The organism is Kitasatospora sp. NPDC091335, assembly GCF_044757205.1.
Classification (GTDB): Bacteria; Actinomycetota; Actinomycetes; order Streptomycetales; family Streptomycetaceae; genus Kitasatospora.
On record NZ_JBIVUM010000014.1, the window covers coordinates 167,585 to 185,449 of the forward strand.

General features: G+C 72.5%; 13 protein-coding genes and 1 rRNA gene. 2 read left to right on the forward strand and 12 right to left on the reverse strand.

The window, feature by feature from the left end; genetic code table 11:
• Positions 1-15 precede the first annotated feature (15 nt).
• From ACIQOW_RS27205 to ACIQOW_RS27260, 12 genes are all read right to left on the reverse strand, one after another.
• The gene (locus ACIQOW_RS27205; RefSeq protein ID WP_188296267.1) at positions 16-603 is read right to left on the reverse strand and encodes a hypothetical protein; all 588 of its coding nucleotides are present in this window, start codon (positions 601-603) and stop codon (positions 16-18) included.
• A 279-nt stretch (positions 604-882) separates the two neighbouring features.
• Complete coding sequence (locus ACIQOW_RS27210) at positions 883-1,926, reverse strand: PstS family phosphate ABC transporter substrate-binding protein (protein WP_188296268.1); 1,044 nt, start codon at positions 1,924-1,926, stop codon at positions 883-885.
• Positions 1,927-2,372: 446 nt separating this feature from the next.
• Positions 2,373-2,777, reverse strand: a complete 405-nt coding sequence (locus tag ACIQOW_RS27215; RefSeq protein ID WP_401089162.1) for a hypothetical protein — start codon at positions 2,775-2,777, stop codon at positions 2,373-2,375.
• On the reverse strand, positions 2,767-3,180 hold the full coding sequence (locus ACIQOW_RS27220; RefSeq protein ID WP_401089164.1) for a hypothetical protein: 414 nt from the start codon (positions 3,178-3,180) through the stop codon (positions 2,767-2,769). The genes ACIQOW_RS27215 and ACIQOW_RS27220 overlap by 11 nt, the downstream gene beginning before the upstream one ends.
• A 296-nt stretch (positions 3,181-3,476) precedes the next feature.
• The gene (locus ACIQOW_RS27225) at positions 3,477-5,303 is read right to left on the reverse strand and encodes a GAF domain-containing sensor histidine kinase (RefSeq protein ID WP_401089166.1); all 1,827 of its coding nucleotides are present in this window, start codon (positions 5,301-5,303) and stop codon (positions 3,477-3,479) included.
• Between the two features lie 59 nt (positions 5,304-5,362).
• Positions 5,363-8,899, reverse strand: coding sequence for a thiol reductant ABC exporter subunit CydD (gene cydD / locus ACIQOW_RS27230; protein ID WP_401089168.1), 3,537 nt, complete (start codon positions 8,897-8,899; stop codon positions 5,363-5,365).
• A 4-nt stretch (positions 8,900-8,903) separates the two neighbouring features.
• On the reverse strand, positions 8,904-9,929 hold the full coding sequence (gene cydB, locus ACIQOW_RS27235; RefSeq protein ID WP_401089169.1) for a cytochrome d ubiquinol oxidase subunit II: 1,026 nt from the start codon (positions 9,927-9,929) through the stop codon (positions 8,904-8,906).
• Between the two features lie 34 nt (positions 9,930-9,963).
• Positions 9,964-11,508, reverse strand: a complete 1,545-nt coding sequence (locus ACIQOW_RS27240; protein WP_401089171.1) for a cytochrome ubiquinol oxidase subunit I — start codon at positions 11,506-11,508, stop codon at positions 9,964-9,966.
• Between the two features lie 322 nt (positions 11,509-11,830).
• The gene (locus tag ACIQOW_RS27245; RefSeq protein ID WP_401089173.1) at positions 11,831-13,201 is read right to left on the reverse strand and encodes an oxygenase MpaB family protein; all 1,371 of its coding nucleotides are present in this window, start codon (positions 13,199-13,201) and stop codon (positions 11,831-11,833) included.
• Positions 13,194-13,802 (reverse strand): Uma2 family endonuclease, encoded by a 609-nt coding sequence (locus ACIQOW_RS27250; protein WP_401089175.1) that lies wholly within the window; start codon positions 13,800-13,802, stop codon positions 13,194-13,196. Before ACIQOW_RS27250 ends, ACIQOW_RS27245 begins: the two co-directional genes overlap by 8 nt.
• Positions 13,803-13,947: 145 nt before the next feature.
• On the reverse strand, positions 13,948-15,444 hold the full coding sequence (locus ACIQOW_RS27255) for a sensor histidine kinase (protein ID WP_401089177.1): 1,497 nt from the start codon (positions 15,442-15,444) through the stop codon (positions 13,948-13,950).
• Positions 15,445-15,459: 15 nt separating this feature from the next.
• Complete coding sequence (locus tag ACIQOW_RS27260; RefSeq protein WP_401089179.1) at positions 15,460-16,287, reverse strand: response regulator transcription factor; 828 nt, start codon at positions 16,285-16,287, stop codon at positions 15,460-15,462.
• A 381-nt stretch (positions 16,288-16,668) separates the two neighbouring features.
• On the opposite strand from ACIQOW_RS27260, the gene rrf reads away from it, so the two are divergent.
• Both rrf and ACIQOW_RS27270 read left to right on the forward strand, forming a co-directional pair.
• A 5S ribosomal RNA gene (rrf, locus tag ACIQOW_RS27265) occupies positions 16,669-16,785 on the forward strand.
• 319 nt (positions 16,786-17,104) lie between these two features.
• On the forward strand, positions 17,105-17,818 hold the full coding sequence (locus ACIQOW_RS27270; protein WP_188296568.1) for an IclR family transcriptional regulator: 714 nt from the start codon (positions 17,105-17,107) through the stop codon (positions 17,816-17,818).
• Positions 17,819-17,865 lie beyond the last annotated feature (47 nt).

Here is a 17,865-nt window from a genome sequence, read left to right on the forward strand (position 1 = left end):
CGGGGTCGGACGGCGTCAGCCGTTGACCGTCAGGGAGAACGAACCCACCGACTGGCCGGCGGTGAAGAAGGTGGTCTTCAGCTGGGTGTCCAGGTACTGGGCCGCCGAGGCATCCACCTTGAAGTCGGACGAGTTGAGCGTCTGGGTGGTTCCGCTGTGCCCGGTCTGCGCCACGCCGGCCGGCTTCAGCAGGTTGACCGCCGTGGTCCCGCCCTCCGGCACGCCGGTGAGCCGCCAGGCCTCGGCGTTGAACGCGAGCTGCTTGAAGCGCACGCTCTTGCCGGTGAAGTAGTCGATGAACAGCAGGCTGCCGCCCAGCTGCACCTCGCCGTAGTAGCCCTGGAGGCTGACCGAACCGCCGGTCACCGGGAAGGAGACCTTGAGGCCCTCGGCCGAGTTGTAGGAGACACCGGCATCCGGCAGCGGGAGAACGACCACGCCGTTCTGCGCCGCGGAGGACACGAACGTGGTGCTCACGGTCGCCACGGCAGTGCCGGTCACGGCGGCCGGCGCGCTGTCGGCGGCGGCCGCACCGCTCAGGCCGGTCACGGCGAGGATGACCGCGACGCTGCCGGCCAGCAGCCGGGCGGGAGTACGGGACATGCTGAACTCCTTGGGAGAGGGAGAATTGGTGCTGGTGGTACACCGGTCGGACGACCGGCAGTTCAGGGGTGCCTCACCGCGGCGGGGGCGGCAGTCGACAGGCGGCCCGGAGGATCGGCTCTGGCGGAGGAAGCCGCGGGCCACGGTCGGCGGGGAGCGGTCGCGTCCCGGCTGTGCGGTCGCGGCGACGTGGAGCCGAACCGGACCGATGGGCCGGCGGCCACAGGCACGAGGCCCGTGACCGCCAGGTCTGCAGGTTGTGCAGGGAATCAGGGTCGATCAGGTGAGGGTGGCGACACCGCAGGCGGCGGTCGGCAGGAAGCCGTAGCTCTTCAGGTCGTTGGTGGCCTGGGTGGAGTTGCAGATCCAGCCGTCCTCGCCGAAGATCGCCTGCAGGGCGACGCCGTGCGCGTCGGTGGCGGTCCACTCGGTGTTGCGGACCACGTTGTAGACCACGCGGCCGAACTGCGAGTTGGCGAAGGTGCTGTTGATGACGTTGCTCGCCACCGGAACGATCGTGGTGCCGTTGATGGTGACGTTGCGCAGGGTCAGGTTGCCCGGGGCGTCCGTCGCGGTGCTGTGGCCGCCGACCGTCTGGCCGAGGAAGCGGGCCACGGAGTAGGGGAAGACCACGTTCGGGTCGTCGAGGCGGGAGTCGGTGCCCTCGTTCTCCTCCGGACCGTCGGTGACGCAGGAGCCCAGGGTCGGGTTGCCGATCGCGGTCAGGAAGAAGGCACGGGTGCCGGAGTTGGCCTGCGGCAGAACCGGCTTGATGGCGACGGCCGGCTTGGTGGAGTCGATCTGGTTCCAGGTGCGGAAGTTGACGTCACACTGGTAGATGCCCTTGAGCTGCGCCGGGGTCAGCGCCGCCGGGGCGTTGCCGTTGAGCTTGGCGGACCAGGTCACCGCGTCCTTGGCGAGCGCGACGAAGGCGAGGCCGGTGGCGTCACCGGTCGCCGGGCCACGCGAGGAGCGGGCGAAGTCGACCGTGGCGGTGGTGTTGGTGGCCAGGGCCTTGACACCGGCGCCGGAGCCGTTCGGGCGGGTGATCGCGGTGGCACCGGTCTTGGTGGTGATGGTGCCGGCCGGGGTCGCGTCCCAGCTGTACAGGCGCGGGGTGCTCGCGTTGGTCAGCGACGCGTTGTAGTCGGCGGCGAGCTGGTTCAGCACCGACTGGGTCGTGTCGGATCCGACACCGACGATGTCGATGGCGCGCGGGGTCACACCGGCGGCCGGGTCGGCGACGGCGGTGCCGCCGGCGACGGTGGCGATGGAGGTCGCCAGGGCGGCGACGGTGAGCAGCTTGGCAGCGGTCTTACGCATGTTCCTCTTCCTCCGGGGGAGAGACGTACATCGCGTGAACCCGTACTCCGGTCGGGAGTCCGGGGCCTTGTGGCCGCGTCCGCTGCGGCCTCGTCGGCAGTGCCGATCCTGGCCGTCGGGGAGGTTCCGCCGGAAGGGAGGCCGAGTCCGGCCGGGGAATGTCGACTCATCGGTTCGGCGAGGTTTAGCCACTGGTCAGCACGCACGTGGCAGGGGCACCATCGGGCCTCCGCGCCCGGTCGACGTTCTTCTCCAGGAGGCTGCTCGGAGTGTTGCCGGAAACCTGCCCTTCACCGGGACAGCACGAACGGAGGCGGATGCACCGGGAGCGCACGGAGGCATCCGGAAAGCGGACGGAAGCGCGGGTGGCGGCACCGCGGGGCAGCGGATCCGGAAACGCCGACATGACGGTCCGTCACATCGACGGACCGTCATGACGCGGCGCCTTACAACGGCCAGCGGCCGTCCCGTCCGGACCGCCGTAGCTCCTGCCCCACCTTCTGCAGTCCTGCCAGGAACCCCTCGATCCCGGCCTGGCACTGGTCCCGCCGCAGGTACCCCCGCGCGCTGCGGGCGACCGGAACGGCGGCGGCCGCCCCCGGCCGGGTGCTGCGCACCGGCAGGTAGGCGGCCCAGACCCACTGGCGCCCCTCGGACTGTCCGACCGAACATCGCAGCGCGGCCCGTTCGATCAGCAACTGCCGCACGGACTGCGCGAGTTCCTCCTCGTTGCGGTAGGTCCGCACGCCGACCCCGAGCGGCCGCCCGTTGGCGGCCCGCAGCGCCCAGCCGAGGCCCCGGTCGGCCGTCGGCACGATCAGCAGCCGCGGGCCGCGCCGCTCAGCGGCCATCGGCGCGTCTCAACGGCGCTGCGGGCTCAGGAAGTTCGCGCGGCGACTGCTTGGCGAGCAGCACCACGAACCGCCGGAACGCGTTCTGGCAGGTCGCGTACCGTTCGTACGCGCGACTGGAACGCACCTCGGGAAGGCTGCGGGAGCCCTGGACGACCCAGATCCAGCCGATGCCCTCCCGTACGTGGGTGATGCGTGCGGTGAGATCGGTCGCCACGACGCGCAGGCCGTCGAAGCCCCGCTCCGCCTCGCCGGCCGTCTCGAACGCGGCCGGGGTGATCGCGACCACCCGTCCGTTGGGCGCCTTCAGTTGCCAGCGGTAGCGCCCGTCCGCTGCCCGTTCGGCGCGGAAACCCCCTCGACTTGCCCCTGCTGCGGTGTGACCGCGGCCGGCAGCGTTCACTGCCCCCTCCGTCCGGTTGCCCTCCGGATTCCCCTCCGAGCGGAGCAAAGCTATGTGTGCACACGGAGACCCCGAAAGCCCAGAACGTTCACAACTTGCGCCGTTGGTCGGGAAGTTCTCTCTCGTTTAACTTTCACTTGTCACGGGCCGAAACCGACGGAACGTGTTCCGGTTCGCTCACCGACCGATGAATCCGCGGTCGGAAAGCGGCAAATCCGAAATCAGCGCAGGTCCCCGCGCCGGAATCGGCCCCCGGATTCGACGGCCGGGTCCACGCCCCCGGTCCACGGCCCCGGTCAGAGCCTGGCCGTCCAGCGCACCATCGTCCCCTTGCGGTACGGCCCGCTCTCGTGCCAGGCGTCGCCGCCGAGCGCCTCGGCCCGCCGGGTCAGGTTGAGCAGTCCGCTGCGCCGCCCGCCCGCCGGGATGCCCACCCCGTCGTCGGTCACGGTGAGCAGCACCCCGGGCCGCCCGCCCCGGTCCAGCGACTCCGGGTCGCCGCCCACCGGGCGGCCGTCCTCGCCCAGGTGGGTGGTCGCGTCGACCTCCACGCCGACCCGGGAGGCGCGCGCGTGCCGGGCCGTGTTGGAGAGCATCTCCCGCAGCGCCGCCAGCAGTTGACGGCCGGTCTTCTCGCCGACCAGGCTCTCCACCGGCCCGACGAAGCTCACCGAGGGCTTGAAGCCCAGCGCGGCGGCGGCCTGGCTGGCCTCCCGCAGCACCCGGGTGCGCAGGGTGTCCGGCGCGTCGCCGTGGTTGTCGTGCTGGAGGGCGTAGATGGTGGTGCGGACCTCCTGGATGGTGGCGTCCAGCTCGTCCACCGCCTTGCCGATGCCGGTCTTCACCTCGGGGACGATCGCCCGCCGGGCGGCGCTCTCCAGCATCATCCCGGTGGCGAACAGCCGTTGGATCACCAGGTCGTGCAGGTCGCGGGCGATCCGGTCGCGGTCCTGGAAGACGGCCAGGCGCTGCTGGTCGCGCTGGCCCTCGGCGAGCCGCAGGGCGAGCGCGGCCTGCGAGGCGAAGGTCTCGGCGAGCTGCTTCTCGCTGTCGGTGAACGGCAGGGCGCCGCAGGGGCGCCAGACGCAGAGCCCGCCGAGCACCCGCCCGGCGGCGACCATCGGCACGGCCATGGACGGGCCGAAGCGGCGGGCGAGCCGGATCACCACGGTCGGGTCGCCGGACATGTCGTCCAGGTAGACGCTCTCCCCCGCGAGCAGCTGCGCGGCGAAGCTCTCCCTGGGCAGCAGCTCGCCGCGGACGAACTCGGCCAGCTCACCGGAGGCGTGCGCGACCCGCATCTGCCCGTCGCCCTCGCCCCCGCCCTCCGGACCGGTCGGCAGCAGGATCATGCCGAGCGCGGCGTCCGCCAGCTCCCGCACCTGTTCGGCCGCGACGGTCAGCGCGCTCTCGGCCTGTTCGGCGGAGAGCAGGGCGGTGGCGACGGCGGCGGCGCCGGCGATCCAGCGCTCGCGGCGGCGGCCCTCCTCGTACAGCCGGGAGTTCTCGATGGCCACGCCGGCCGCCGCGGCGAGCGCGTGCACCACCTGCTCGTCCTCGGGGGTGAAGGCGCCGCCACCGATCTTCTCGGTGAGGTAGAGGTTGCCGAACACCTCCGCGCGGACCCGGATCGGCACGCCCAGGAAGGTCCTCATCTGCGGGTGGTGCGGCGGGAATCCGGAGGAGCGCGGGTCGGCGCCGAGGTCGGTCAGCCGCAGCGGCTCGGGGCGGTCGATGAGCACGCCGAGGATGCCCCGGCCGGCCGGCAGTTCGCCGATCTCGGCGGCGTTCTCGTCGTCGACCCCGACATGGATGAAGTCGGCCAGGCCGGTGCCGCCGGGGGCGATCACGCCGAGTGCCGCGTACCGGGCGTCGACCAGCTCGGCCGCGCCGACGGCGATCCGGTGCAGGGTGGCGTGCAGGTCCAGCCCGGCCCCGATCGAGACCACCGCCTCCAGCAGCCGCTGCATCCGGTCGGTGACCGCGGCGGCGGACTGCAGGCGCTCGGCGACCTCGGTGACCAGGGTGTCCAGCCCGAGCGAGGCGATCTCGGGCACCCGGTGGGGGGTCGGCTCGGGAGTGGCCTCGGGGAGGTCCGGCGTGGGGTCCGGCGTGGGGTCCATGGAGAAAGCCTAGTTTGTACGCTTTTCAGACAAAGGGCGGCGCGACCGGCGGCCCCTGATCAGCGGCCCACCGGCTCCGGCACCCCGTCCGACGCCCGCTCCGGCACCCCGTCCGCCTCCTGTCCCAGCAGCCCGTCCGCCTCCCGCTCCCGCCGCCGCATCGCGTGCAGCCGCCCGTCCGGGTCGGCGACCAGCTCCGACCAGCGGCCCCGCTCGGCCACCCGCCCGCCGTCCAGCACCAGCACCTCGTCGACCGTGGCATCGTCCAGCCCGGCCAGCCGGTGGGTGATCAGCACGGTGGTCCGGCCCTCGGTGGCGGCCAGCAGATCGGCGGTCAGCGCGTCCGCGGTGGGCAGGTCGAGGTGCTCGGCGGGCTCGTCCAGGACCAGGACGGGGAAGTCCGCGAGCAGCGCCCGGGCGAGGGCCAGCCGCCGGCGCTGGCCCCCGGAGAGCCGGGCGCCGTGCTCGCCGACCATGGTGTCCAGGCCGTCCGGCAGTCCCTCGGTCCACTCCAGCAGCCGGGCGGCGGCCAGCGCGGCGCGCAGCTCGTCCTCCCCCGCTCCCGGCCTGGCCAGCCGCAGGTTCTCCCGCAGCGAGCTGTCGAAGACGTGCGCGTCCTGGGCGCAGAGCCCGATCACCCGGCGGACGTCCTCGCCCGCGAGCGCGCCGGCGTCCACGGCCTGCGGACGGCCGGCCGCGAAGGTGACGGTGCCGGAGCCCGGCTCCAGGAAGCGCAGCAGCGCCTGGGCCAGGGTGGTCTTGCCGGAGCCGGACGGGCCGACCACGGCGATCCGGCGGCCGGGGGCGAGGTCGAGGTCCACTCCGGTGAGGGCGTCCACCGCCTGCCCGGGGTGGCGGACGGTCAGCCCGCGCACCGCGACCGGCAGCGGCTGCTCCGGCAGCGCCACCGGCTCGGCGGGCTCGGTGACCGGCGCGGGGGCGTCCAGCACCTCGTCCAGCCGGGCCCGCGCGGCGCGGCTGCGCTGGCGGGCCTGGACGGCGAGCGGCATCCCGGTGACGGCCTCGAAGGCGGCCAGCGGGGTCAGCACCACCACGGCCAGGCAGACCGGAGCGAGCGCCCCGGCGCGCACCCCCTGGACGCCGACGGCGGCCGCGGCGGTCACGGTCAAACCGGTGAGCAGCGCGATCAGCCCGGTGCCGAGCGCCGTGGTGGCCGCCGAGCGGGCGGCCAGCCCGGTCAGCGCGGCGTCGGCGGCGCGGACGGCGGCCAGCCGGCCGGGCAGCGCGCCGGCCACGGTGAGTTCGGCGGTGCCGGTGAAGGCGTCCACCACCGCGGTGGCCAGCCGGCCGCGCGCCGGGGCCTGGCGCCGCTCGGCGCCGGCCGACCAGCGGGCGGCCAGGGCGGGCACCAGCACGCCCGCGAGCAGCAGCCCGAGGCCGAGCACCAGCCCGGCGGCGGGCAGGAAGGCGGCCAGCGCCGCCGTCGAGGCCACGGCGACCACGCCCGCCACCGCGGCCGGCAGCCGCCAGCGCAGGTAGTGGTCCTGGATCGCGTCCACGTCGGCGACCAGCCGGGAGAGCAGGTCACCGCGCCGGAAGGCGGGCAGCCCGGCCGGGGCGAGCGCGCTCAGCCGCCGGTAGACGGCGGCCCGCAGGGTGCCGAGGCCGCGCAGCACCGCGTCGTGCGAGACCAGCCGCTCGGCGTAGCGGAAGACGCTGCGGCCGATGCCGAAGGCCCGCACCGAGGTGACGGCCATCATCAGGTACAGCACCGGCGGCATCTCGGAGGCCCGGGAGATCAGGTAGCCGGAGGTGGCCATCAGCGCGACGGCGCAGCCGAGGGCGAGCGCGCCGAGCAGGATCGACAGGGCCAGCCGGGGCGTGCTGCCGCCCTCGGGCTCCGGCTCCTCGGGCGCGGCGGGGGCCGGGGTCGGCCTCCCGCTGTGTGCCAGCGGGGTGACCGGGGCGGCGGACGCGACGGCGGCGGGCCCCGCCAGCCGTGCCCGCCGGTCGGCGACGGCCAGCAGCGCCGGACGGTGCGCGACCACCAGCACGGTGCGCGCCGGGTCGGCGGCGAGCGCCCGGACGGCGTCCACCACGGCCGCCTCGGAGGCGCCGTCCAGGTTGGCGGTCGGCTCGTCCAGCAGCACCAGCGGCCGGTCGTCGGCGAGCAGCACCCGGGCGAGGGCGAGGCGCTGGCGCTGCCCGGCGGAGAGCCCGGCGCCGTCCTCCCCCAGCCCGGCCGCCAGGTCGGTCACGAAGTCGAGCGCGTGCGCGGCCCGCAGCGCCGTCCAGAGCTGCTCGTCGGTGGCCTCGGGCCGGTAGAGCCGCAGGTTCTCGGCGACCGTCCCGGCGTACAGGTGCGGGTGCTGCGGCACCCAGGCGATCTGCCGCCGCCAGCTCGCCGGTTCCAGCTCGGCCAGGTCGTACGAGCGGCCGTCGGCGGCGGTGATCCGGACGGTGCCGGACTCGGGGGCGGTGAGGCCGAGCAGCACGGCCAGCAGGGTGGACTTGCCGGCGCCGCTCGGGCCGGTGAGGGCCGTGGCGGAGCCGGGAGCCAGGGTCAGCCCGGCTCCGTCCAGCGCGGGCTCGGTCCGCCCGGGGTGCCGGACGACCAGGCCCTCGGCGGCGATCGACGCCCCGGCGAGGGCGGGCGCCGGGGTGGTGCCGGCGGCGGGCAGCGGGGTCTCCAGCACCCGGAACAGCTCGTCGGCGGCGGTCAGTCCCTCGACGCTGGAGTGGTAGAGCGCGCCGACCTGGCGGATCGGGAAGTACACCTCGGGGGCGAGCACCAGGATCAGCAGCCCGGTCTCCAGGTCGAGCGTGCCGTCCACCAGCCGGAAGCCGACGGTGACGGCGACCAGCGCGACGGACAGGGTGGAGAGCAGTTCCAGGGTGAAGGAGGAGACGAAGGCGATCCGCAGGGTGCGCAGGGTGGCCCGGCGGTAGTCCGCGGTGATCCTGGCGATGGTGGCGGCCTGGGTGCGGGCCCGGTTGAACACCTTGAGGGTGGGCAGCCCGGCGACCACGTCGAGGAAGTGGTGGGAGAGCCGGGCCAGGGTGTCCCACTGCCGGTCCATCCTGGCCTGGGTGGCCATCCCGATCAGCACCATGAACAGCGGGATCAGCGGCAGCGTCCCGGCGATGATCGCGGCCGAGGTGAAGTCGGCGCCGACGATCCGCAGCAGCACGATCACCGGGACGACCACGGCCAGCGCCAACTGCGGCAGGTAGCGGGCGAAGTAGTCGTCCAGCGCGTCGATGCCGCGGGTGGCGAGGGTGGTGAGTTCGCCGGTGCGCCGGCCCGCCAGGTAGGACGGGCCGAGCGCCGTGGCGTGGTCGAGCAGCCGGCGCCGCAGGGTGGACTTCACCCGGGCGACGGACCGGTGGGCGGTGAGCTCCGTGAGCCAGCCGGTCAGCCCGCGGCCGACCGCCGTCAGCGCGAGCAGCAGCAGCGGCGTGGTCAGCTCCCCGAGCGTCGCCCCGCGCTGGAAGGCGCGGACGACGATCTCGGCGATCAGACTCGCCTGGGCGACCACCAGGGCCGCGCCGACCGCGCCGAGCAGCACGGATCCGGCGAGGAAGGCCCTGGTGGTGCGGGCGTACCCGAGGAGTCGGGGGTCGACCGGCTTCACGGCGTCAGGCCTGGTCGAGCGGGGCGGCCGGGTCGTGCCCGGGGATGTGCTGGACACCGATCCGCTTGCGGAACACCCAGTACGTCCAGCCCTGGTAGAGCAGCACCAGCGGGGTGAAGATCGCCGCCACGACGGTCATCACCTTCAGCGTGTACGGCGAGGACGCGGCGTTGCTGACGGTCAGGCTCCACTCCGGGTTCAGGCTGGAGGGCATGACGTCCGGGAAGAGCGCCAGGAAGAGCATCGCGACCGCGGCCACGATGGTCGCCCCGGAGAGCGAGAACGCCCAGCCGTCGCGCCGGAGCTGGTTGGCCGCCAGGGCGCCGACCAGGGCGATCACCGCGACGATCAGCGCGGCGAGGCTGCGGCCGTTGCCGTGCTCGGCCTGGGTCCAGACCAGGAAGACCAGCGCCAGCACGGCGGTGGCCAGCCCCGACCACAGCGCGGCCGTACGGGCCCGGTCACGGATCCCGCCGACCGTCTTGAGGACGGCGAACACCGAGCCGTGGAAGGTGAACAGGGCGAGCGTCACCAGACCGCCGAGCAGCGCGTACGGGTTCAGCAGGTCCCAGAGGCCGCCGGTGTAGTTCTTCTGCGCGTCGATGTCCACGCCGCGCACGATGTTGGCGAAGGCCACGCCCCAGAGGAAGGCCGGGATGAGCGAGGTCCAGAAGAGGGCCTCCTCCCAGTTCCGCTGCCAGCGGGCGCCGTCGCGCTTGTGCCGGTACTCGAAGGCCACGCCGCGGACGATCAGGCAGACCAGGATGACCAGCAGCGGGATGTAGAAGCCGCTGAAGAGCGTCGCGTACCAGTCCGGGAAGGCCGCGAAGGTGGCGCCACCCGCGGTCAGCAGCCAGACCTCGTTGCCGTCCCAGACCGGGCCGATGGTGTTGATCAGCACCCGCCGCTCGGCGGTGTTCCTGGCCAGCGGCTTGGTCAGCACGCCGATCCCGAAGTCGAAGCCCTCCAGGAAGAAGTAGCCGATCCACAGGACCGCGATCAGCACGAACCAGACGTCGTGGAGTTGCATGTCAGATCCTCAGTTCCCCAGTGGTCCTGGTGCCTCAGTACGCGAACGCGAGCGGCTTGTCGGCGTCCTCGTCCGAGGACGGTCCGCGCAGCGACGGGTCCTTGGTGGGCGGCTGTTCGGTCACCTCCGGGCCGGCCTTGGCGTACTTGACCAGCAGCTTGACCTCGATGACCGCGAGGATCGCGTACAGCGTGGTGAAGGTCGCGAGGGCGCCGATCTGGGTACCGGTGCTGACGTTGGGGGAGACCGCGCTGGCCGTGGTCATCAGGCCGAAGACGGCCCAGGGCTGACGGCCCATCTCGGTGAAGATCCAGCCGAAGCTGTTGGCGATCAGCGGGAAGCCCATGGTCAGGATGCCGATCCGCCAGCTCCACTTGGTGAGCAGCGGCCCCAGCTCCCGCTTGGGGGTGAGCATCAGCCGGGGCACCTCCGTCTCGCCGGTGCGGAACTCGGGGTGCAGGAAGAGCTTCTTCCTGGTGGTCCACAGGCCGATCAGGCCGGCCAGGAAGGACGTCATCCCGAAGCCGATCATGAGGCGGAAGCCCCAGTAGGTGACGAAGATGCTCGGGATGTAGTCCTTGGGGTCGCCGCCGTGCTGGGCGGCCTCGGCGGCCGCGGTGTCGTTGATGCCGGGGACGGAGGAGCTGAAGTCGTTGTGGGCGAGGAAGGAGAGTATCCCGGGGATCTCCAGGGCGACCGAGTTGTGGCCCTTGCTGACGTCGCCGACCGCGAAGACCGAGAACGGCGCCGGTGACTGGGTCTCCCACAGTGCCTCGGCGGCGGCCATCTTCATCGGCTGCTGCTCGAACATCACCTTGCCGAGGGTGTCGCCGCTGAGCGCGGTGCCGGCGCCGAAGATCACCGCGAGCACCAGGCCGAGGCGCAGCGAGGTGCGCATCGCGGCGGTCCGCTTGGGGTCGGCCGTCTCAGGCTTGCGCTTGGCCTTCCAGAGGTGGAAGGAGGCGATGCCGACCACGAAGGCCGCGCCGGTGAGGAAGGCGGCGGTCAGGGTGTGGAAGACGACCACGAGCGTGGTGTTCTGGAACAGCACCCGGACGATGTCGGTCAGCTGCGCCTTGCCGGTGGCCGGGTCGATCGCGTAGCCGACCGGGTGCTGCATCCAGGAGTTGGCGGCCAGGATGAAGTAGCCGGAGAGCACGGTGCCGAGCGCCACCATCCACATGCAGGCGCAGTGGATCTTCCTGGGCAGCTTGTCCCAGCCGAAGATCCACAGGCCGATGAAGGTGGACTCGAAGAAGAAAGCGATCAGCGCCTCCATCGCGAGCGGGGCGCCGAAGACGTCACCGACGAAGCGGGAGTAGTCGGACCAGTTCATGCCGAACTGGAACTCCTGGACGATGCCGGTGACCACGCCCATCGCGATGTTGATGAGGAAGAGCTTTCCCCAGAACTTGGTGGCGTGGAAGTACTTCTCCTTGTTCGTCCGCACCCAGGCGGTCTCCAGACCGGCCACGATCGCGGCCAGGCTGATCGTGAGCGGGACGAAGAGGAAGTGGTAGACGGTGGTGATGCCGAATTGCCATCGCGCGATGGTCTCGTGAGCGATTGCCAGTTCCACGTCGCCCTCTCTCCCAACCTGCCCGCGTGATGACGGGCATCTTCCGGACAAACTTCATCTATAGCCGTAGACCGTTGCTCAACCACGCAAGCTTGTCCGCTTGTGAACGTGAACACGTTCACAAGGAGCAGTATCCATCATCCTTACGAGCAAATCGCAGGCGGGGTGGGGTTGACACGGCGCGACGGTGGGTGACGCCGCCCACAAGTCTGCGCAGTCGCCGGGGGCCGGGGGCCGGGACAACGAACGAGTGGGCGGCAGGGGCGCGAATCTTGGCCGAACCGGCGCTTGACAGGCCGGAACCCCGCTTGACCTGCGCCGGTCAGGCCCGGCCGAGCAGTTCGGCGCCGGCGACGGAGTCGGCGCGGGCGGTGAAGAACTCGGTGAAGCCGCGGAGGAACTCCTCCCGGGTGATCCGCCCGTCCCCGTCGGTGTCCAACTGGCGGAAGCCGTGCGACAGCTCGACCGGATGCACGCGCGGGCCGCCGAACACCGCGCGGTACTCGTCGAACTCCAGGAAGCCGCTGCCGTCGGAGTCGGCCGCGTCGAACACCGCCCGCAGCGCGGGCAGCAGCCCCCGCTCCAGGTACGCCTCGTCCCGGTCGCAGCCGGCCAGGGTGGCCGCCACGAACTCCTCCCGGCTGACCTTCCCGTCCCCGTTCGCGTCCATCGCCGCGCGCAGCTGCTCCCACCAGCTGTCGAAGGCCTCGTGGACCCTGGCCTCGGCGGCCTCGTCCAGCTCCAGCTGCCAGCAGACGTTGTGCGCCATCGCCCGCAGGTCGTGCACGGTGACGAAGCCGTCGCCGGTCTGGTCCAGCACCTCGCGGAAGAACCGGTCCAGCCGCGGTCCGCGGGTGTCCCGGCGCGGGCGGTAGCGGCGCGTCCCCGGATCGGACCGCTCCTCCGGGGTCCGGTAGCGCAGCCGGTCAGGGAGGAGGGGGACGACGGCGCCGGCGCCGCGGTGCAGCACGGCGGACAGCAGCGCGGCCCGCCGGGTCCTGACCATCCCGAACCGCTCCCGCACCGCCGGCGGCAGGTCCGCCACCGTCAGCTCGCGGATCAGCCGGGCGACGAGCCCCCGCACCACCCGCCACCCGGCGTCGCCGAGGAACCGGAGCCGGCGCGGCCGGGGCGCCTCGCGCAGCAGATCGTCCAGCAGGTGGCGCACTGCCTCGGTGAACTCCAGCCGCTCGCGCGCGTACCGGGCGAAGTAGGCCGGCAACTCCTTGGCCGAGGCGGGGAGTTCGCCCTCCGGGAGGTCGAAGGCGGCGACCGCCGTCCTGAACTCGGCGTACGCCTCCTCCAGTTGGGCGGCGTCGTACCCGTCCCCGCCCAGCCGGCGCATCTCGGCCACGCACTCGAAGAGCGTCAGCAGCACCCACGCCCTGGTCGCCGCGTCCCGGGCGTCGTACGGCCGCCCGTCCGGTCCCGTCCCCCGGATCCGCTTGTGCGCCCGCTCCAGCCGCGCGATCTCGCGCCGCAGCGTCTCCGCGTCCTGGTAGAACAGCCGCCGCCCGCTGCCCAGGGTGTGCTCCACCCGCCGCCACGGATGCGCCCGGTACGTCGAGTGCTCCGCCATCCCGGCCCCCACCACCGGATCCGCCGCCTGGAGCACCAGCAGCCGCCAGGCGACCAGGACGATCCGCCACTCCGAGAGGTCCCGCCTGAACGACGCTCCCCCGCGTTCAGCCACGGCGCTCGCCGGTGATCTCGGGGCCGATCACGAAGCCCTTGGCCGGGCCTTCGGGGATCACGGCCTCCTTGCCGTACGGGACCCGGGTCGAGGTGGCGTAGTCCCCGTACTCGGGGTCCGGCCCGCTGAGGATGATCACGGCGCCGCCGTCGTCGTGATCGTCGATGATCACGTACACCGGGATGCCGGCTGCCGCATAGGCGCGGCGCTTGAGAACGTGGTCGCGACGGCGGCCCTCGGCACCGGGCGAGACGGTCTCGACGACCAGGGGGATTCCGGAGGCGAGCAGGCCCAGGCCCTCGGGATGCTCGATCTCCTCGTCGTCCTCGGGGGCCACGTAGGCGTCCGGAATGAACACCTTGAGCCCGTGAATGACGTTGCAGTCGTTGCCCGGTGACCATCCGGAACCCTGGAGGTGACCGAACAGGGCCCCGAGCAACCGCCTGTTCACGCGCGCATGGCGACTGTTACCGGTGGGTGACACCTCGAACCCCTTGATGATCTCCACATGGACGCCCTCGGGGACGTCCATGGACTTCCACAGCTCCCACAGCGCCTGGTCCAGGTCCACGCCGGTCTCCTCAATAGCAACCGCGCTCATCGGAACACCTCATTTCCCGTCCAGTGTGATCAGCCCGCGCGATCTCGCACAAGCAACGGCTGGACGGTCGCACACGACTGAGGGGACGAGTGGGTGAACGGCTACCGGTTCACCCGAACGAGGGGTTTCGGAGCCGGGAGACCGGTCAGCGCTGGCGGGGGAGTTCGACGCGGAAGGTCGCACCCTCGCCCGGGGCGGTGTGCAGGGTGAGGGTGCCGCCGTGGGCGCGGGTGAGGGCGGTGGCGATGGCGAGGCCGAGGCCGGCGCCGCCGCCCTTGTCCCGGCTGCGGGAGGCGTCCACCCGGAAGAAGCGGTCGAAGACCCGCTGGGCCTGCTCCTCGGTGAGGCCGGGGCCCGAGTCGGCGACCTCCAGCAGGCAGATCCCGCCGGGGCCGGAGCCCACGCCGATCCGGACCGGGGTGCCGGCCGGGGTGTGCTTGACGGCGTTGCCGACCAGGTTGGTGACCACCTGCCGCAGCCGCGCCTCGTCGCCGAGGACGGGCGCCGCCCCGGGCGCGCCGTTGCCGGCCGGTCCGGTGAGCGAGACCCGGCGGCTCGGGTCGAGCGCGGTGAGGTCGTGCAGCGCGTCGGCGGCGAGGGTGCGCAGGTCCATCGGGGCGAGGTCGAGCGGGCGCTCCTCGTCCAGCCGGGCGAGCACCAGCAGGTCCTCGACCAGGGCGCCCATCCGGTCGGCCTCGCTCTCGATCCGCGTCATGGTCCGCTTGACGTCGGACTCGGTGGGCAACGCGCCCATCCGGTACAGCTCGGCGAAGCCGCGGATCCCGGCCAGCGGGGTGCGCAGTTCGTGCGAGGCGTCGGCGACGAAGCGCCGCATCCTCGCCTCGGACTCGGCGCTGGCGGCGAAGGCCGCCTCGATCTGGGTGAGCATCCCGTTGAGCGCGATCGACAGCCGACCGACCTCGGTGCCCGGGGAGAGCTCGGGCATCCGGTGCGACAGCTCGCCGGCCGCGATCCGTTCGGCGCCCGCCTCGATCCGGTGCAGCGGCCGCAGCCCGGCCCGCACCGCGAAGAAGCCGAGCGCGGAGATCAGCACCAGGACGCCGCCGCCGATGGCGAGGAAGGAGGTGCTCAGCCTGCCGATGGTGGCGTCGATGTCCTCGCGGGAGACCGCCACCATGACGTGGCTGGGGGTGACCGTCGGCGAGGCGTACGCGCTGGCGCTCGGGGCCTGCCCGCGGGGGGCCTGGAGCGGCAGCACCAGCACCCGCCAGCTGTGGTGGCCGCGCTGGTCGGGCAGGTCGAAGGGGACGTCGGGGGTGTCGGCCGGGTCCAGCCCGGCCAGCTGGGGCGCCGGGTCGCTGTCCGAGACGGGCTGGCGCATCAGTGCCTGGACCTTGCCGTCCGAGGAGAGGTACTGCACCAGGTACTGGCTGGGCAGGCTGACCTTCCGGCTGGTGACGGCGGGCCGGCCCGCGGTCGGCGTGATCAGCTGCCCCGGGGGCTTGCGGGAGAGCGGCGGCCCGTACCGCTGGAGCTGCTCGTCCAGCTGGGCCACCAGCTGGGACCGCACGGTGCCGAGCACGAAGGTGTCGCTGACCACGAGCCCGGTGGTGACCAGGACGAGGGCGAGCACCAGCAGCCGGGCGCGCAGCGACAGCCGGGAGGAGAACCTGGCGAACACGACGAGTGGGCCCGGTCAGCCCTGCGGGGGACGGCGCAGGGCGTAGCCGATGCCGCGCACGGTGTGGATCAGCTTGGGGCCGTGCGCCGGGCCCGAGTCGAGCTTGCGGCGCAGGTAGGAGATGTACGACTCGACGATGGAGAGGTCCCCGCCGAAGTCGTAGGCCCAGACGTGGTCGAGGATCTGCGACTTGGAGACCACCCGGCCGACGTTGGCCATCAGGTAGTGCAGCAGCTTGAACTCGGTCGGGGAGAGCGAGACCGGGATGCCGCCCCGGGTGACCTCGTGGGCGATCGGGTCGAGGCTGAGGTCGGCGACGATCAGCCGGCCGTCCTCGGCGGGCCCGCCGGCCCGGCGCAGGATCGCGCGGATCCGGGCGATCAGCTCCTCCAGGCTGAAGGGCTTGGTGACGTAGTCGTCCGCACCGGCGGCCAGGCCCTGCACCTTGTCGCCGACGCCGTCCTTCGCGGTGAGGAAGAGCACCGGCAGGTGGTCGCCGGGGTGCCCGTGGGCTGGCCCGGCTATCTGTCCGCGGCTGGTGCGCTCGCGCAGCTTCTCCACGACGGTGAAGCCGTCGAGGTCGGGGAGCATCACGTCGAGCACGACCAGGTCGGGGCGCTCGGCGGCGACCAGTTCGAGTGCCTCGGTGCCGGTGGCCGCGGAGGCGACGCGGAAGCCGGAGAAGCGCAGCGAGGCGGAGAGCAGCTCGCGGATGTTGGGCTCGTCGTCCACGACGAGCAGGAACGCCTCGCCCTGGCCCCCGGCCACCGATGATCCGCCTGGTGTGGTGACAGTGCCTTGCACGGGGCTTTCGCCTCCTGGTCGGACGGTGACGTTCAGCATGAGGCTAGCCCTCGGAGGCTATGCGGCATGGATGAATGTTGGATTAACACCTTATCGGGCAGTTTTTGGGCGCCAGGCGCGCAGGGGTGGGCTCGGTGGTGTGCGCACGGGCGTGGACACGTCGAGCGCGCGCCGGGGCGGGGAACCCGGCACGGGTGATCCCCCTCACGCCCGCTCCTCACCACCGCGTCGCACGCCCCGCTCGGCACCTCGCCTGGACCCCCGGCCCGGCACCCCGCCACCTCGCGCTCACGCGCCGCCGCGTTTCTCCGGCTTCCGAGACCGAATCGAACAGCTGCGGCTGCGGCTGCGGCTGCGGCTGCCTGCTAGGATTGTCCACGAGGCGAAGGCAATGCGCGAGCAATTGCCCGGCCCGATCATTTCGGTGGTCATAGCGAGAGGGAAACGCCCGGCTCCATTCCGAACCCGGAAGCTAAGCCTTTCAGCGCCGATGGTACTGCAGGGGGGACCCTGTGGGAGAGTAGGACGCCGCCGAATTCTTTTTCAGGCCCCTGCCGTGTCCGACAGTGACACGGCAGGGGCTTTTTGCGTCGGGTTCTCCCGTTTCCACGGCCGTTTCCGCCGTTTCCTTTGCCTTCGCTGCTTCCGCCATTTCGATCCCCCGTCTCGATCCCCCGCTTGAACACCCATTTCCGATCCCCCGTTTCGGTTCGGCTTCGACGGTGGGGGGGCGCCCTTCGCCGTGTCCATCATCCGAGACATCGGATCCCGGAGGAGCCGCTTTGCGGGTATCTGCGAGGATGGCGACCTGGGAAACAGACTTGCGTCTCGCTACCTGAGACTGCAATATCAGGCTATGGACAACACTAGCGGCGTCGGCGTTCTCGACAAGGCCGCTCTGGTGCTCAGCGCACTGGAGTCGGGCCCCGCCACTCTGGCGGGGCTGGTCGCCGCCACCGGTCTGGCGCGCCCCACCGCCCACAGACTCGCCGTCGCACTCGAACACCACCGTCTGGTCACCCGCGACATGCAGGGCCGTTTCATCCTCGGTCCCCGCCTGTCCGAACTCTCCGCCGCAGCCGGCGAGGACCGACTGCTCGCCACCGCGGGCCCCGTCCTCACCCACCTGCGCGACGTCACCGGCGAGAGCGCACAGCTCTACCGCCGCCAGGGCGAGATGCGCATCTGCGTCGCCGCGGCCGAACGACTCTCCGGCCTGCGCGACACCGTCCCCGTCGGCAGCACCCTGCCGATGAAGGCCGGCTCCGCCGCCCAGGTGCTGCTCGCCTGGGAAGAGCCCGAGCGCCTCCACCGAGGCCTCCAGGGCGCCCGCTTCACGGCCACCGCGCTCAGCGGCGTCCGCCGCCGCGGCTGGGCACAGTCCATCGGCGAACGCGAACCCGGCGTCGCCTCGGTCTCCGCCCCCGTCCGCGGCCCCTCCAACCGCGTCGTGGCCGCCGTCTCCGTCTCCGGCCCGATCGAGCGGCTGACCCGCCACCCGGGCCGTCTGCACGCCCAGGCCATCATCGAAGCCGCCAACCGGCTCACCGAGGCCCTCCGCCGCACCTGACCCCAGCGGCGGACAGCAGCAGACGGCGGAAGGGCCGCGCCCGAGGA

Excerpts from the sequence above, each read along its gene's own strand:
- ACIQOW_RS27205 (WP_188296267.1), bottom strand. The coding sequence starts at position 603 with ATGTCCCGTACTCCCGCCCGGCTGCTGGCCGGCAGCGTCGCGGTCATC.
- ACIQOW_RS27210 (WP_188296268.1), bottom strand. The coding sequence starts at position 1,926 with ATGCGTAAGACCGCTGCCAAGCTGCTCACCGTCGCCGCCCTGGCGACC.
- ACIQOW_RS27215 (WP_401089162.1), bottom strand. The coding sequence starts at position 2,777 with ATGGCCGCTGAGCGGCGCGGCCCGCGGCTGCTGATCGTGCCGACGGCC.
- ACIQOW_RS27225 (WP_401089166.1), bottom strand. The coding sequence starts at position 5,303 with ATGGACCCCACGCCGGACCCCACGCCGGACCTCCCCGAGGCCACTCCC.
- cydB (WP_401089169.1), bottom strand. The coding sequence starts at position 9,929 with ATGCAACTCCACGACGTCTGGTTCGTGCTGATCGCGGTCCTGTGGATC.
- ACIQOW_RS27250 (WP_401089175.1), bottom strand. The coding sequence starts at position 13,802 with ATGAGCGCGGTTGCTATTGAGGAGACCGGCGTGGACCTGGACCAGGCG.
- ACIQOW_RS27260 (WP_401089179.1), bottom strand. The coding sequence starts at position 16,287 with ATGCTGAACGTCACCGTCCGACCAGGAGGCGAAAGCCCCGTGCAAGGC.
- ACIQOW_RS27270 (WP_188296568.1), top strand. The coding sequence starts at position 17,105 with ATGGACAACACTAGCGGCGTCGGCGTTCTCGACAAGGCCGCTCTGGTG.